General features: G+C 60.7%; 14 protein-coding genes. 4 read left to right on the forward strand and 10 right to left on the reverse strand.

All coding sequences use genetic code 11. The annotated features are described in order from the left end of the window. Nucleotides 1-3: 3 nt before the first annotated feature. The 8 genes from BMZ63_RS08320 to BMZ63_RS08355 all read right to left on the reverse strand — a co-directional run bounded on the left by BMZ63_RS08320 (nt 4) and on the right by BMZ63_RS08355 (nt 8,125). Complete coding sequence (locus BMZ63_RS08320) at nt 4-1,176, reverse strand: D-alanyl-D-alanine carboxypeptidase family protein (protein ID WP_227663657.1); 1,173 nt, start codon at nt 1,174-1,176, stop codon at nt 4-6. A gap of 43 nt (nt 1,177-1,219) precedes the next feature. Then, complete coding sequence (locus BMZ63_RS08325) at nt 1,220-2,170, reverse strand: septal ring lytic transglycosylase RlpA family protein (RefSeq protein WP_091704242.1); 951 nt, start codon at nt 2,168-2,170, stop codon at nt 1,220-1,222. Between the two features lie 107 nt (nt 2,171-2,277). Next, nucleotides 2,278-3,420 (reverse strand): rod shape-determining protein RodA, encoded by a 1,143-nt coding sequence (gene rodA, locus BMZ63_RS08330; RefSeq protein ID WP_091704245.1) that lies wholly within the window; start codon nt 3,418-3,420, stop codon nt 2,278-2,280. Next, the gene (gene mrdA, locus BMZ63_RS08335) at nt 3,420-5,315 is read right to left on the reverse strand and encodes a penicillin-binding protein 2 (RefSeq protein ID WP_091704247.1); all 1,896 of its coding nucleotides are present in this window, start codon (nt 5,313-5,315) and stop codon (nt 3,420-3,422) included. The genes rodA and mrdA overlap by 1 nt, the downstream gene beginning before the upstream one ends. A gap of 8 nt (nt 5,316-5,323) precedes the next feature. Then, on the reverse strand, nt 5,324-5,794 hold the full coding sequence (rlmH, locus tag BMZ63_RS08340) for a 23S rRNA (pseudouridine(1915)-N(3))-methyltransferase RlmH (protein ID WP_091704250.1): 471 nt from the start codon (nt 5,792-5,794) through the stop codon (nt 5,324-5,326). Nucleotides 5,795-5,796: 2 nt separating this feature from the next. Next, nucleotides 5,797-6,144, reverse strand: coding sequence for a ribosome silencing factor (rsfS, locus tag BMZ63_RS08345; protein WP_091704253.1), 348 nt, complete (start codon nt 6,142-6,144; stop codon nt 5,797-5,799). 69 nt (nt 6,145-6,213) lie between these two features. After that, nucleotides 6,214-6,864: a nicotinate-nucleotide adenylyltransferase gene (gene nadD, locus BMZ63_RS08350; protein WP_091704254.1), complete on the reverse strand. Its 651-nt coding sequence runs from the start codon at nt 6,862-6,864 to the stop codon at nt 6,214-6,216. A 4-nt stretch (nt 6,865-6,868) separates the two neighbouring features. After that, nucleotides 6,869-8,125 (reverse strand): glutamate-5-semialdehyde dehydrogenase, encoded by a 1,257-nt coding sequence (locus BMZ63_RS08355; RefSeq protein ID WP_091704257.1) that lies wholly within the window; start codon nt 8,123-8,125, stop codon nt 6,869-6,871. A 142-nt stretch (nt 8,126-8,267) separates the two neighbouring features. Between BMZ63_RS08355 and BMZ63_RS08360 the strand changes: the two genes are divergently transcribed. From BMZ63_RS08360 to BMZ63_RS08370, 3 genes are read left to right on the forward strand one after another with little or no spacing between them, the layout of a single operon-like run. Continuing rightward, nucleotides 8,268-9,068 carry a GGDEF domain-containing protein gene (locus tag BMZ63_RS08360; protein ID WP_227663655.1) on the forward strand — a complete coding sequence of 267 codons (801 nt, stop codon included), beginning with the start codon at nt 8,268-8,270 and terminating at the stop codon, nt 9,066-9,068. Then, nucleotides 9,065-10,078 carry a GGDEF domain-containing protein gene (locus BMZ63_RS08365; protein ID WP_091704262.1) on the forward strand — a complete coding sequence of 338 codons (1,014 nt, stop codon included), beginning with the start codon at nt 9,065-9,067 and terminating at the stop codon, nt 10,076-10,078. The genes BMZ63_RS08360 and BMZ63_RS08365 overlap by 4 nt, the downstream gene beginning before the upstream one ends. After that, on the forward strand, nt 10,075-11,523 hold the full coding sequence (locus tag BMZ63_RS08370) for a VTT domain-containing protein (protein WP_091704265.1): 1,449 nt from the start codon (nt 10,075-10,077) through the stop codon (nt 11,521-11,523). Before BMZ63_RS08365 ends, BMZ63_RS08370 begins: the two co-directional genes overlap by 4 nt. A gap of 22 nt (nt 11,524-11,545) precedes the next feature. On the opposite strand, the gene BMZ63_RS08375 is transcribed toward BMZ63_RS08370, so the two are convergent. Next, a complete protein-coding gene (locus BMZ63_RS08375) occupies nt 11,546-12,130 on the reverse strand; it encodes an LON peptidase substrate-binding domain-containing protein (protein ID WP_091704267.1) in 585 nt (194 codons plus the stop codon). Nucleotides 12,131-12,290: 160 nt separating this feature from the next. On the opposite strand from BMZ63_RS08375, the gene ilvD reads away from it, so the two are divergent. Beyond that, on the forward strand, nt 12,291-14,126 hold the full coding sequence (ilvD, locus tag BMZ63_RS08380) for a dihydroxy-acid dehydratase (RefSeq protein WP_091704270.1): 1,836 nt from the start codon (nt 12,291-12,293) through the stop codon (nt 14,124-14,126). Between the two features lie 71 nt (nt 14,127-14,197). On the opposite strand, the gene BMZ63_RS08385 is transcribed toward ilvD, so the two are convergent. Further along, the gene (locus BMZ63_RS08385) at nt 14,198-15,301 is read right to left on the reverse strand and encodes an AI-2E family transporter (protein ID WP_091704273.1); all 1,104 of its coding nucleotides are present in this window, start codon (nt 15,299-15,301) and stop codon (nt 14,198-14,200) included. Nucleotides 15,302-15,372: the final 71 nt, after the last annotated feature.

Below are 15,372 nucleotides of genomic sequence, written 5' to 3' on the forward strand. Positions count from 1 at the left end.
CAGTCAGAACAGTTGAACAAAAAACAGCTTGATGGCATCCCACAGGCGCTTGAACAGCCCGCCTTCCTGGACATCGGTCAGTGCCAGTACCGGCTCGTCGACCAGGGTTTCGCCATCCAGGGTCACTTTTACCCGGCCAAGCTCATCTCCCACTTTAATGGGTGCCTTGATCACCGAATCAAGGTCAACCACCGACTCAAGCTGCTCGCGGGAGCCGCGGGGGATGGTGACAAACACGTCTTCCGGCATGCCAACAGAAACCTGGTCCTGTTCGCCCCCCCAGACCCGGCTCTCAACCAGCTCCTGGCCACCACGGAACAGCCTTTCGGTTTCGTAGTAGCGGAAGCCGTAATTCAGCATCTTCTGAACTTCCTGGGCACGGGCATCGGCACTGCTGGTGCCCATCACGGTGGCAATCAGACGAGTCTGGTCGCGCTTGGCAGAGGCCACCAGACAGTAACCAGCCTCTTCGGTATGGCCGGTTTTCAGGCCATCAACGCTATCATCGCGCCAGAGCAGGGTGTTGCGGTTGGGCTGGCGAATGTTGTTATAGGTGAAGTGTTTTTCCGCGTAGAGCGGGTAGTTTTCCGGGTAATCCTCAATGATCGCCTGGGCCAGAATAGCCATGTCTTTGGCGGTGGAATAATGATTCTCCGCCGGCAGCCCGGTGGCATTCTGGAAGCGGGTGTTTTCCATGCCCAGCGCTTTCGCCTGCTGGTTCATGATATCAACAAAGGCGCTCTCGCTGCCGGCGATATATTCGGCCAACGCGACAGACGCATCATTGCCCGACTGGACAATCACGCCCTTCAACAGGGTTTCCACCGGTACCGTGGTGCCTTCCCGCACGAACGTGCGCGAGCCCTCGGTACGCCAGGCCTTCACACTGATGGGCACCATATCGGTCATGGCAATACGGCCTTCATCCAGCTCCCGCTCCACGATGTAGGCCGTCATCATCTTGGTCAGACTGGCCGGCGGCAGGCGCTCATCGCTGTTGTGCTCCATAATGACCCGCCCACTGAGCGGGTCCATCAACACCCAGGAACTGCCGGCTATCTGCGGCGGCGAGGGAATCAGAACCGACTGGGCCGACGCCTGGCCGGCGAAAATGGTCAGGGATAGCACCAGAATAAAAATGCGGGACATCATGTTAAAGGCCATTGGTTGTGTCATCGGTTATCGATTGGTTTGCAATTCACACCTGTCATCAGGCGATTCAATGGGCGTCGGTTAACACCACTGTGTCTCCGAAGCCCCGGGATTCAAAAAGGCTTTGTGCCTGCCGTGCATCCTGTTCACTGGCAAACGGACCGGCTTGCACCCGGTGGAAGCGTCCGTTCTCGGTGGCAATCTCCCGCACCCGCACGGGATTGTCCACCGCCCCCTGCGCTCGTGCCTGCAGAGTGCGTGCGGTTTCGCGATTACCGAAAGAACCCAGCTGCACAAACAGGCCTCGGTGGCCAACCTTGCCGTCTTCTGGCTCCTTGTCATGGCTTTGTTCGGTATCCTTTCCCTCCGGGTCTCCGGCACCCAGGTCTTCGGCAGCCACCACCAGCGGCGGAACGTTTTCCGTTCTCCGCTCCCCAGGAGCAAAAGGGTCTCCGGCCAGGGTCATGGAGCCATCGGGTTCCACCGTAATAGCAGCCACTTCCACACGGGCCGTACCCTGGTTGTGGAACCCCAGTTTTTTGGCCGCGGCAAAGGACAGATCGATCAAGCGGTCATCATGGAACGGGCCTCGGTCGTTCACCCGCACAATCACGGAACGGCCGTTCTCCAGATTGGTCACTTTCGCATAACCGGGAATTCGCAAGGATTTGTGGGCAGCCGACATGCCGTACATGTCAAAGATTTCACCGTTCGATGTGGTATGGCCATGGAATTTTTCACCATACCAGCTCGCCAGCCCCCGCTCGACATAACCCTCATTGCTGTTCATCACACGGTAAGACTTGCCCCAGACCGTGTACGGCGATTTATTGCCTGCGGTCCGGGGTGGTTCAAACCTGGGCCGGGCGTCGGCCAGTTCGCTGGCATCAAAACCGCCAGCCGGTGCCCGGTCCTGCTTGAGGGTGTAACGGGCTGAGTGGTCGACTTCCGGCGAACCGGCACAACCGCCCAGGGCAAGCACCACCAACCCGATCAACCCAAACTGTTTTACCGACACCGGCCCGTCCTTATCTGTCCCATGAATCTCAGCCAATACTGACCCGGATCATTGTAACGGGTTCCATACGCGATCCGCCATTACCGGCCTGCCATAGTTCAGCCCGGTCAGGCGGTGATCATGCGGCGATGGGTCTGAATCGACATCAATACCCCAAAGGCCGCCAGCAGAGTAATGGCCGAGGTACCGCCATAGCTGATCAGCGGCAAAGGCACGCCCACCACCGGCAGCAGGCCGCTGACCATACCGATATTGACGAAGACATAAAGGAAAAACGTCATGGTCAGCGCTCCGGCCACCAGGCGGCTGAACGAGTCCTGAGCCATAACGGCAATGTACAGACAACGCAGAATAATCAGAAAATAAAGAGTGATCAGCGCCAACATACCGATGAAGCCGAATTCTTCGGCCAGCACTGCAACGATGAAGTCCGTGTGGCTTTCCGGCAGAAACTCAAGGTGGGACTGAGTACCCTGCAGCCAGCCCTTGCCATCCACGCCACCGGAACCGATGGCGGTTTTCGACTGGATAATGTTCCAGCCGGCTCCCAGCGGGTCGCTTTCCGGGTCCAGCAGCGTCAGTACCCGCTGTTTCTGGTAATCGCGCATGACAAACAACCACATGAGCGGCGCTGAGACAGAAACCAGAGCAAAAAATGCGGTAATCAGCTTCCAGCTGATGCCGGCAAAAAACACCACGAAAATGCCGGCCATGCCCACCAGCAGCGAGGTGCCCAGATCCGGCTGCTGGATAATCAGCCCCATGGGCACCAGCACAATGGCCAGACCAATCATGACCCGGCGGAAGGTTGGCGGAAGATAGTAGCGCGACAGGTACCAGGCTGCGGTGATGGGCACCAGCAACTTCATGCCCTCGGAAGGCTGGAACCGGGGCAACCCGGGCAGCGCCAGCCAGCGCTGGGCGCCCTTGGCTCCCACGCCAACCAGCAATACCGCCACCAGGGCCGCCAGCCCGACACCATACAACCACGGCGCCCAGCGGCGGAAAACGGCTGGCTCGAACTGGGCCAGCACAAACATAACCACCAGCCCCAGACCGAACCGAACCGCCTGGGCTTCCACCACCGCCAGGTTCCGGTCCGCACCACTGTAAAGGATGAAAAGCCCGGCCCCCATCAACAGCAACAACAAGGACAGCAACACCGGGTCAAGATGCAGTATGTTCCAGATATTACGTTTGCGGGTCAGGCCACTGTTTGGCTGGCCTGCCAGCGGTTTAACACCTGCCATTACAAGCTTCCTCCGTCTGCATCCGGCTCAACCAGCGGTGCGTGATCGGCAGCGGGAAAGTCCTCCAGCCAGGCATCGAACAGTTCCCGGGCCACCGGGGCCGCCACCGCACTACCACCGCCGCCGTTCTCGACAATCACCGCTACCGCAATTTTGGGCTCGTCAGTCGGAGCAAAGCCGACAAACAGGGCATGGTCACGCAGGCGTTCACGAATTTCCTCGGCGTCATATTCCTCATCCTGGCCCAGGCTGAACACCTGGGCGGTACCGGTCTTGCCGGCCATCCGGTAACTGGCACCGGCACCGGCGCGGCGTGCAGTGCCTTTAGCTCCGTGCATCACCGCTTCCATGGTATCAATCACGTATTCCCAATCATCAGGATTCTTCAGCGTTAGCGGTTTATGGGTCTGGGCCGGCAGGAATTCCTGCACAGAGCGCTCGCCCTTGATGTCCTTCAACAACCGTGGCTCAACCCACACCCCCCGGTTGGCAATCAAGGAGGTGGCGGTTGCCAACTGCAAAGGCGTGGCCAGGAAGAACCCCTGGCCAATGCTCATGTTGACCGAGTCGCCCGGATACCAGGGCTCGTCGCGGTTGGCGCGTTTCCACTCCCGGGAGGGCAGAATGCCTTCCAGCGCACCGGACACATCAAGCGTGGCGTCTTCGCCAAACCCGAAGGCCGAAAGGTAGTGGTGCATGGTGTCGACGCCCATTTCCACGCCCATTTCGTAGAAATAGGTGTCACAGGATTCCGCAACAGCCTCAATCAAATCGACCCAACCATGGCCCGAACGCAACCAGTCCCGCCAGCGGCGACCGCTATCCTGCAGCTGGTAGTAGCCCGGGTCCCAGATTTCCTTTTCACGTGTGGTCACACCACTGTCAAGCGCCGCCACCGCCATCATGGGCTTAATGGTCGAACCCGGCGGGTATTGTCCACGCAGGGCCCGGTTGAACAGGGGCTGGTCAATGTCTGTGCTCAGCTTGCGATATTCCCGCGCGCTGATACCGGTCACAAATTTGTTCGAGTCAAATGAGGGAACGCTCGCCAGCGCCAGAATGCCGCCCGTTGAAGGCTCGATGGCGACGATGGTGCCCCGGCGCCCTTCCAGCAGTTCGTGGGCCTTGCGTTGCAGGCGCAGGTCCAGGTGCAGTTGCAGATCTTCACCGGGCACCGGATTCTCCCGCTCCAGCACGCGCAAAATCCGCCCCCGGGCATTGGTTTCCACGTTCTGGTAACCCACCTGCCCGTGCAGCACCTGCTCATAAAAACGCTCGATGCCGGATTTGCCAATATAGTTGGTACCGGCATAGTTGACCGGATCGATCCGCGCCAACTCGTCGCGATTGATACGACCAACGTAACCCAGAGCGTGGGCGGTCAACTCACTGTGCGGATAATGGCGAACCAGCTCGGCCTGCACTTCCACGCCGGGAAACTCGTGCCGCCGCACCGACAGCCGGGCAATTTCATCTTCACTCAGGTCGTAACTCAGGGGGATCGCTTCAAACGGGCGGCGGTATTCATCCAGACGGCGCTCAAACCGCTGCCGATCTTCTTCCGACACATCCAGGATTGCCTGCAGGCCGGTCAGCGTGGCCGCCATGTCATCCACCCGTTCGGGCACGATAGTCACGCTGAATACCGGCCGGTTCTCCGCCAGCAGCAGGTTGCTGCGGTCATACACCAGCCCGCGGGGTGGCGGGACTGACTGGACCTGCACACGGTTCTTGTCGGACAGGGTGGTGTAGGTTTCATGCTCCACCAGTTGCAACTGGTACATCCGGCCCAGCAGGCCTGCCAGCACCAGGAACACCATGACCAGCATAACCAGGGCCCGGCGCTGGAACAATCGGCGTTCGCCGGCCGTGTCCTTGAACTCATCCCACACCATAACTGCTCCTAGGCCCGATGGTAGGGGTGGTTACGGGTAATGGTCCAGGCCCGGTAAAGTTGTTCGGCCAGTACAATCCGTACCAGCGGATGGGGAAGCGTGAGGGGGGAGAGCGACCACTGCTGGTCCGCCCGCTGTCGGCAGGCATCGGCCAGTCCGTCCGGGCCACCGACCAGGAAACTGACGTCCTGGCCGTCAAGCTGCCAGTTTTCCAGCTGGGAAGCCAGTTTTTCGGTGGACCAGGGTCGGCCGCCCACCTCCAGCGCAACCACGCGGTCACGCTGACCCACCGCCGACAGAATGGCATCGCTTTCGCGTTGCATCAGCCGGGGAATGTCCGGATTCTTGCCACGATGGGCGACGGGTATTTCGGTCAACTCCAGGGACAGCTCCGGCGGCATTCGCCGGGCGTAGTCGTTATAGCCCCGGGTGACCCAGTCAGGCATTTTCTGCCCGACACAGATCAGACGCAAACGCATGATTATTCGCTGCCGGCAGCACCCAGGTCGGGGGCATCGCGCCAGAAGCGCTCCAGGTCATAGAATTCCCGGGTGGCCGGCATCATGACATGCACCACCACATCGCCGAGATCCACCAGGATCCAGTCGCTGCCGTCTCCTTCCACGTTGCTGGCACGGATACCTTCGTCCCGGGCTTCGGACACCACAGAATCCGCCAGGGACTTGACGTGCCGGCTGGAAGTGCCGGATGCGATCACCATGAAATCGGTCACACTGGTACGGTCACGCACGTCCACCACACTGACATCCTGCGCCTTGATGTCCTCAAGTGCGTTTACCACCAGATCTTTCAACTGTTCTGCCTGCATAATTACCCTGTCGTGCGGGCTCTGGCCCTGCTGGCCGCCCGATGTTTGTGATTCGGTGCGATTGTAGCACTAAACCCGGGCGCTGGTGCAGGCGCCGTACAAACCATTGGTCTGGATGGTCCGCCAGACGTCATCGGGCATGAGATATCGGGGGGACCGGCCATCGGCTATGCGCTGGCGGATACCGGTTGCTGAAATGTCCAGCAGCGGCGGATCAAGCTCCAGCACCAGCCCGCATGGCTGCTGATTCAGGGCCTGGGCACAGCCCGCCCGGCGCTGGCGAACCAGGTTGTCTGCCTCGCTGCCCTCCGGCAGGTCCGCACCCGGGCGCTGGACCACCACAATGTGCGCCAATTCGGGAATCGACTGCCATTCGCGCCAACGATCAAAGGAGGCGAAAGCATCGGTGCCCACCACCATGACCAGGGGTTCGTCCGGCCCCAGTTCCCCGCGCAACTGGCGCAGGGTATCGGCGGTATAGGAGGCACCGGCCCGCCCCAGTTCCCGGTCATCCACCTGCAAGGCGCCTTCGCCGGCAATGGCCTGGCGAATCAGCGCCAGTCGCTGTTGTGATCCGGCGCCGGTATCACCCCGGTGCGGCGGAATATGACAGGGCACCAGGTGAATCCGCGGTACCGCCAGGGCATCGCAGACTTCCAGTGCCAGGCGCAGGTGGCCATGGTGGATCGGGTCAAAGGTGCCACCGTAGATTACATGCATGGCATCAGGTCCGGATGTGGCCGTCGCCGAACACCAGATATTTCTGGGAGGTCAGCCCTTCCAGTCCCACCGGTCCACGGGCGTGGATCTTGTCGGTGGAAATACCGATTTCCGCACCCAGGCCGTATTCGAAGCCATCCGCGAATCGGGTGGAAGCGTTGACCATCACCGAGCTGGAGTCCACTTCCATCAGGAAGCGCCGCGCCCGCGTGTAATTCTCGGTAATGATGCTGTCGGTATGCTGAGAGCTGTAGCGGTTGATGTGATCGATGGCCCCATCCAAACCATCCACCACCTTTATTGCCAGGATCGGTGCCAGGTACTCCTCATGCCAGTCGTCCTCGGTGGCCTCGGCGATGTTTTTCAGGACAGCCCGGGTTCGCTCGCAACCGCGCAACTCTACTCCTTTGGCGGTGAATTGCTCGGCCAGCAGCGGCAGCATGTCATCGGCAACCTCCCGGTCGACGAGCAGCGTTTCCATAGTGTTGCAGGTGCCGTAGCGCTGGGTCTTGGAGTTAATCGCCACGTTCAGGGCTTTTTCCGGGTCCGCGTGGCTGTCAATGTACACATGGCATACACCATCCAGGTGCTTGATCACTGGCACCCGGGCATCCCGGCTGATGCGCTCGATCAGGCCCTTGCCACCCCGTGGCACGATCACATCCACGTATTCGGGCATGGTGATCAGTTCCCCCACGGCAGCGCGGTCTGTGGTATTGACCACCTGCACAGCGGTTTCCGGCAGGCCGGCTTCCGCCAGCCCCTGTTTCAAACAGCGGGCGATGGCCTGGTTGGAATGGATGGCTTCGGAGCCACCACGCAGGATAGTGGCGTTACCGGATTTCAGGCACAGGCTGGCGGCTTCAACCGTCACGTTCGGGCGGGACTCATAAATGATGCCAATAACACCCAGCGGCACACGCATTTTGCCCACCTGAATACCGGACGGGCGGTAGGTCATGTCGGTAATTTCCCCTACCGGGTCCGGCAGGGTGGCAACCTGTCGCAGCCCTTCAATCATGGTGTCGATACGGGCGGGGGTCAGCTCCAGGCGATCGAGCATGGCGGCATCCAGACCATTGGCACGCCCGGCTTCCAGGTCTTTGCCGTTAGCCTCGGCCAGCTGCTCCCGGGCCGCGTCCAGCATTTGGGCCGTGGCCAGCAGGGCCTGGTTGCGCACAGCGGTGGCGGAACGGGCAACTTCCCGGGCGGCGGCCCGGGCCTGCTGACCAAGCTCTGTCATGTAGGCGGAAACATCCATTGGCGTACCTTTTGTCATTTCGGCGGTTTGCAAATTCGGGCCGTTACTTTACCTTTCGCGTTTCAAGTCCGCACCCCAAACGCCTATTATAAGACTGCACAGGTTTCATTATTCAATGGATATACCGCCAAGGACCTCCTCGATGCTTCAGTCGGTCACCCAATCCCCCTTGTCAGGAAAGCTTTACCGGCTGGTGTTCCTGGTCCTGTTACCACTGATACTGACAGCCCTCTGGCTCGGCTTCTGGTCGTTCAGTTACTGGCTCTACGCGGTTCCACTGGTTGCCTTCGCGCTCTTTCCCGGACCACTGGCCGCGGTGCTGGTGGCCCTGGCCATCCTGGCAACGCTGGTCATCACCCAGTGGCAGATTGTCCTGGCGGACCGCCATCAAATGCAACCGGCACTGGTTCTGACGGTGTTGCTGGCCATAGTGCTGGTGTTTCTCCGGGAGTACAAATCCCGTCAGTTGGAGCCCCTGCGTCGCACCGACGAGCTGACCCAGGCCGCAAGCCGGGAGTACCTTTCCGCCGATCTACACAAGGAAATCCAGCGCAGCGAGCGCGAAGGCAGCAACCTGTCAGTGGCCATGATCGGACTGGACAACATGCACAAGGAACCGGTTCCTGAGGAAGACATTCGCGCCATGCTGCCGCGCATCGGCCGCTACCTGCACAGTCAGCTGCGGGATTTTGACACCTATTACCGGGTGGAGAACCTGCAATTTCTGGTGATCTTTCCGGGCATGTGCAGCAGTGAAGCGGCAAAGATCACGGAACAATTACAGCAGGGGCTGGACCGGCTGCTGGCCACCCACGGCCTGGCAATGGCAGTCTGCACCGGGGTGGCCGGCCTGAACATTGGCGACGACGCCGACAGCCTGCAGCGCAGCGTGGCCAACGCCCTGCGACGCGCCAGGCAAACCACGGAAGGAGCCCGCTCATGACCGAAACCCGACTGCGAACCTGGACCCACGCCACCGGCTATACCCTGGCGGCAATCTTCATGGCGGCTCTGGGCCTGCAAAACCTGCGTTACGGCTTTTATCCGGCATTTTATCTGGCGCTGGTTGCCACAACCGTGCTTGTCGCCGGCTTCGCCTACACCATTGTCTGCCGGCGCCAGCAACTGTCAGCGCCCGGGCACATCGTGATCCTTCTGGTTCTAAATGGCGCACTTGCACTGGCCATGCTGGGCCTCGACACACCGGGCGTCGCACACTGGGCCATGCCGGTGGTGGTGCTTAACCTTCTGATCCTGCCGCTGAAACGGGCTGTGACGATCTCTGGATTGTTGCTGGCCGCCGCCATCATCCCCGGCTGGCTGAACGAGCCCTCGGTACCCACCCTCAACATGACAGCCGGTGCGCTGGTACTGCTGATCGTCACCGGCGCGTATGTCTGGCACTACGACCACATGGCGCAATCGGCCAAGGATCTGGCGCTGACCGACCCGGTCACCGGCGCCAATAACGCGCGATTTCTTGAAGAAAACCTGAGCAAGGAAATCAGTCGGGCGATCGCCACCGACCATCCTCTTTCGGTCATCAGCCTGAAGCTGGAACACACCGATGAAATAGAGGCTTTGTACGGTTCGAGCGGCCTGCAAACCCTGCTTCGCAATGTAACGGCGCGACTTTTCGACATTATTCGTGCCGGCGATTCCCTTTACGGTGGCAACGGACAGGACCAGGGCGATGCTACCTTTTACCTGGTGCTACCCTTCACGCCGGAGGAAGGGGTGCGGGTTATTGCCGAACGCATCCGCCGGATCGTCAGCGAACACGAATGGCCGGAAGTCGGCAAGATTGCTGTAAGCCTGGGCTGCACCACCCGCAGCAGTACGGACACCGAAGCCGGACAATTGCTGGAGCGGGCCCGGCAGGCCATGAACGAAGCCCGGGAACATGACGCCGACACAGTCTGGTTCATTTCCGGAGAAACCGTGCAAGCATGACAGAAAGCTGGTTAACCGACATTACTGCCTGGGTTGCCGGCAATCCGGGCTGGCTGACCTTCGCCCTGTTCGCCACCGCCCTGACCGAATCCCTGGCCATCGCCGGCATTCTGGTGCCCGGGGTTGCACTGCTGTTTGCCCTGGCCATGCTGGCGGGCACCTCTGGCATGGGGCTGGCCGAAATCCTGATCTGGGCCGGTTGCGGCGCGGTGGCCGGCGATACCGCAAGCTTTGCCCTGGGCCGCCTGCTACAGGGCCGTCTGCACTCCGTCTGGCCTCTGAGCCGTTACCCTCGGCTGCTTAACCGTGGTGAACGTTTTTTCCGCAGCCACGGCGGCAAAAGCGTGGTCATCGGACGCTTTGTCGGCCCCGTTCGCCCGGTCATGCCCCTGGTGGCCGGCGCTTTTCACATGCCCTGGCCCCGATTCCTGGCTTTCAACCTGCTATCGGCCGCCGGCTGGGCCCTGGTATACGTGCTGCCCGGTTTTGCGGTCGGCTCGGCCATGACCAGCGAAATCAAACCTCCTCCCCACTTCTACCCGGTCCTTGCGGTAGCCGGTGCGGTACTGCTGGTCACCTATGTGTTCACCCTGCGCCTCCGGCTCGGCCTGGGCGAGGGCAGCCGACTCTACCGCTGGCTGGAGCAGCGAATGGCCAATTACGATGCCACCCATCGTTTCTGGCGGTTATACACCAACGAGCGCCCCAGCCGACGGGGCGAATTTCCACTGCCATCACTGATCCTGGCAGTGGTTTGCCTGGCCTTGTTTGCGGTCCTGGCGCAGCTTGCCGCGCTCAGCCCGGAACTGGCCTCACTCAACGCACTCACCCGGGAGTGGTTTGGACTGTTGCGTCAGCCGCTTTTTGATGCGCCGATGGTGGCCATCACCATGCTTGGTGACACTGCTATTTTGCTGGCTGCGGCCACCCTGGCCGTCATCACCCTGGCCTTTCGGGGTTACTACGCCGCCGCCCGGCACATTGCCGCGGCTGCCATTCTCACAACCGCCAGCGTGGCACTCCTGAAAGCCGGCATCGATTTGAACCGCCCGGATGCCGTGGCGGCCGCGCCGGAGTCTGGAGCCTTTCCCAGCGGCCACACTGCCGGCATCACCGTGGTAGTGACTCTGGCTGCCAGTTTTATCGCCGCGGAAAGCCGGAAAACCCAGCGGTGGCCGAGCTACCTGGCCTGGTCGCTGCCATTGATACCCATCGCCCTCAGCCGGCTTTATCTGGGAGTGCACTGGCTGACGGACGTGCTGGGCGGGTTGTTGCTGGGGTTGGCGATTACCGGTCTGATTCGTGCCAGTTACAGTCGCTATGACCGGGTGCCACTGAAGCCGGACGGCTTCTCATGGCTGGCACTGGCTGTGTGGCTGGTTTTTGTTGCGGTTTATTTCGGAGAATACTGGCAGGCGAATCTGGCTGCGTACCGCCCGGCCTGAAACAGGCGCAACGGCCATTGGCTCAGGAGCCATCCAGGGTTTCCAGCAATGCCTGCAGGTTTTCCAACCGTTCCAGCGGATCCTGTAACTCCAGCAGGTGCTGCTTCTGATGAACCTCCAGCGGCAACAGTTCGGTCAGGCGCCAACCCACCGCTCTGGCGTCTTCAAAGTCCAGGGTCATCCCCAGGTCCTTGATGACCGGGTGCCGGCTCAGGGCCTTGAGCACCGAAGGCAGTTCACGCAGATGCCCGGGCACCGGCGCCCCTGGCTCGGGCGGCAGACGCTCCACGTCACCCACGTGCAGGCCATCGGCCTGTTGCCAGTTCCTCAGCACCCGCACCTTGCAATCGCCTTCCACGGTGATGCCCAGCAGCCCGTTATCCAGCTGCTGGAAATCAACGATATCGACACAGGTCCCAACATCGTGAAATTGTGCCGGGCCGCCGGTTTCATTACCTCTGGACAGTAACACCACGACAAAACCGCTCTGCTGTTTCATGCAGCGGGTCAGCATGTCGAGGTAGCGGGGCTCGAACAGTTGCATGGGAATACGGCCGCCGGGCAGGATCACCGAACCCAGCGGAAACAACGGAATGTCTCTGATCATATTATTCACTGAAGAACCGGCTCCGGCGGCGATGATCGAATCGATATAAAAACTGTCGCTTTAGTGTAAACGCATGTCGCCAAAACAGCCATGCGAGCCCTGCCGAATCTGGTATCCTGTCACTTTTGACTCACCGATCAGCAAGAGAGAGCAGCACACCATGCCTCAGTACCGTTCCTATACCTCCACCGGCGGCCGCAACATGGCCGGCGCCCGGGCGCTCTGGCGCGCCACCGGCATGAAGAATGACGACTTCGGCAAGCCAATCATTGCCGTCGCCAACTCCTTCACCCAGTTTGTACCCGGCCACGTGCACCTGAAAGACCTGGGGCAGCTGGTGTGCCGGGAAATCGAAAAAGCCGGCGGCGTGGCCAAGGAATTCAACACCATTGCCGTGGACGACGGTATCGCCATGGGCCATGACGGCATGCTCTACTCCCTGCCCTCGCGGGAGATCATCGCCGACTCGGTGGAATACATGGTCAACGCCCACTGCGCGGATGCCCTGGTGTGCATCTCCAACTGCGACAAGATCACCCCGGGCATGCTGATGGCCGCCATGCGCCTGAACATTCCGGTGATTTTTGTCTCCGGCGGGCCGATGGAAGCGGGCAAGACCAAACTGTCCGAGTACAAACTGGACCTGGTGGATGCGATGGTGATCGCCGCCGACACCTCCGCCACCGACGAAATGGTGGAAGAGTACGAGCGCAGCGCCTGCCCCACCTGCGGCTCCTGCTCCGGCATGTTCACCGCCAACTCGATGAACTGCCTGACCGAGGCCATCGGCCTGGCCCTGCCGGGCAACGGCTCCCTGCTGGCCACCCACGCCGACCGCGAACAGCTGTTCCTGGACGCCGGCCGCCAGATTGTCGAAAACGCCAAGCGCTATTACGAACAGAACGACGCCAGCGTGCTGCCCCGCAGCATCGCCTCGTTCGAGGCGTTCCAGAACGCCATGACCATGGACATTGCCATGGGTGGCTCCACCAACACCATCCTGCACCTGCTGGCCGCCGCCCAGGAAGGTGGCGTGGATTTCACCCTGGCCCACATTGACCAGCTGTCCCGCCACGTACCTCAGCTTTGCAAGGTGGCGCCCAACTCGCCCCTGTACCACATGGAGGATGTGCACCGGGCCGGTGGCATCATGGGCATTCTGGGCGAGCTGGAACGGGGTGGCCTGATCAACACCGACCTGCCCACCGTGCACAGCAAGACCATGAGGGAAGCACTGGATGTCTGGGACATCATGCGCTCGCCGTCACCAGACGTGGTCGAGTTCTATAAAGCCGGCCCTGGCGGCATTCCCACCCAGACCGCGTTCAGCCAGAGCACCCGCTGGCCAAGCCTGGACGGCGACCGTGAAAACGGTTGCATCCGTTCCGTGGAACACGCCTATTCCTCCGAGGGCGGCCTGGCGGTACTGTACGGCAACATCGCCCTGGATGGCTGCGTGGTGAAAACCGCCGGCGTGGATGAAAGTATTTACGTGTTCGAGGGCAAGGCACGGGTGTTCGAAAGCCAGGATTCGGCCGTGAAAGGCATTCTGGACGACGAAGTAAAATCCGGCGAAGTGGTCATTATCCGCTACGAAGGCCCCAAGGGCGGGCCCGGCATGCAGGAGATGCTCTACCCTACCAGCTACCTGAAATCCAAGGGCCTGGGCAAGGAATGCGCGCTACTGACCGACGGCCGCTTCTCCGGCGGCACTTCAGGACTATCCATCGGCCACGCATCACCGGAAGCCGCCGCTGGCGGTGCCATCGGCCTGATCGAGACCGGTGACACCATCCTGATCGACATCCCGAACCGCACCATCGACGTTAAACTCAGCAATGACGAGCTGGCCCAACGTCGTGAAGCACGGGACGCCAGGGGCTGGAAACCGGAACTGCCACGGGACCGCAAGGTATCCGCGGCCCTGAAGGCCTACGCCCTGCTGGCCACCAGCGCCGACAAGGGCGCAGTACGGGACCTGACCAAGCTCGACTGAATTTGCGCACAAAAAAGCCCGCCAGACATTACCTGGCGGGCTTTTTTTGTACCCGGGCCGCAAGCGTCGCCTTACTTTCTCGCCGGCGCATCGTCTTGATCAACAACCTTGTCAGCTTGCCCGGAGGCATGCGTATCGTGGCCGAATTCGCGGATGAAAATCCCCCAGAATGCCATGAACAGCGCTGCCACCAGCGGCCCCATAACAAAGCCATTGATGCCGAACATGGCGATACCACCAAGCGTGGATAGCAGCACCAGCCAGTCCGGAATTTTAGTGTCCCGACCCACCAGAACCGGGCGCAGCAGGTTATCCGCCAGCCCGATCACCACCACACCGTACACCGTTAATACCACCGCCGGCACCACGTCACCCACGGCGGCCAGATACACCGCCGCCGGCACCCAGACAATCGCGGCACCTACCGCTGGCAGCAAGGAAACCACCGCCATCACCACGCCCCACAGCAGGGCCCCGGTGATACCCAGAATCCAGAAGATGATACCGCCCAGCGCGCCCTGAATAATGGCAATCAACAGGTTACCCTTGACCGTAGCCCGGGTAACCTCGGCAAACTTGGCAAACAGCAGGCGCTCGCGCTCATCGCCCAACGGCAGCGCCTTGATCAGCAACTCCACCAACTTCTGGCCGTCGCGGATCAAAAAGAACGTCAGATAGATCATCAGCGCCAGCGCCAGGAAAAACTGGAAAGTATTCTGGCCAATACCAATCGCCTGCTTAGCCAAAAACTGACTGCCGCCGACAAAGGCATTGACTGCCCGGTCCCGCAATTCATCTACGTTCACATTGAACTGACCGAGAAACGCCTCAATGGCCGGGAACGACTGGTTAATCTGATCGATGTACTCCCCAGGGCGAATCTCGCCACTCTGGATTTTCTGGTACACCATCATGCCCTCGGCAATCAGCGCTGCGCCCAGGCCAAGCACCGGGATCACCACGATGACCATACAAACCAGCAGGGTAATCAGCGCGTTGATATTGGGGCGGTTGCCCAGCCTGCGTTCAAGCATGCGCTCGACCGGATGAAAAATAAGTGCCACCGCCACCGCCCAGAAAATCGGCCCGAAAAAAGGCTTCATCAGCAATGCAAAGGCCAGTGAGACCCCCACCAGCATGGCAAGGAAAGTCCGTGTCTCGAGTTTTGCGTACATAGTCAGAAGTTCCTGTAACTGGGAGGCTTCGCGGCCTAACGGGAAACCGCAACAGACTACCACGGTGTTTG

The sequence above is a fragment of the Marinobacter persicus genome, assembly GCF_900114155.1.
GTDB lineage: Bacteria > Pseudomonadota > Gammaproteobacteria > Pseudomonadales > Oleiphilaceae > Marinobacter > Marinobacter persicus.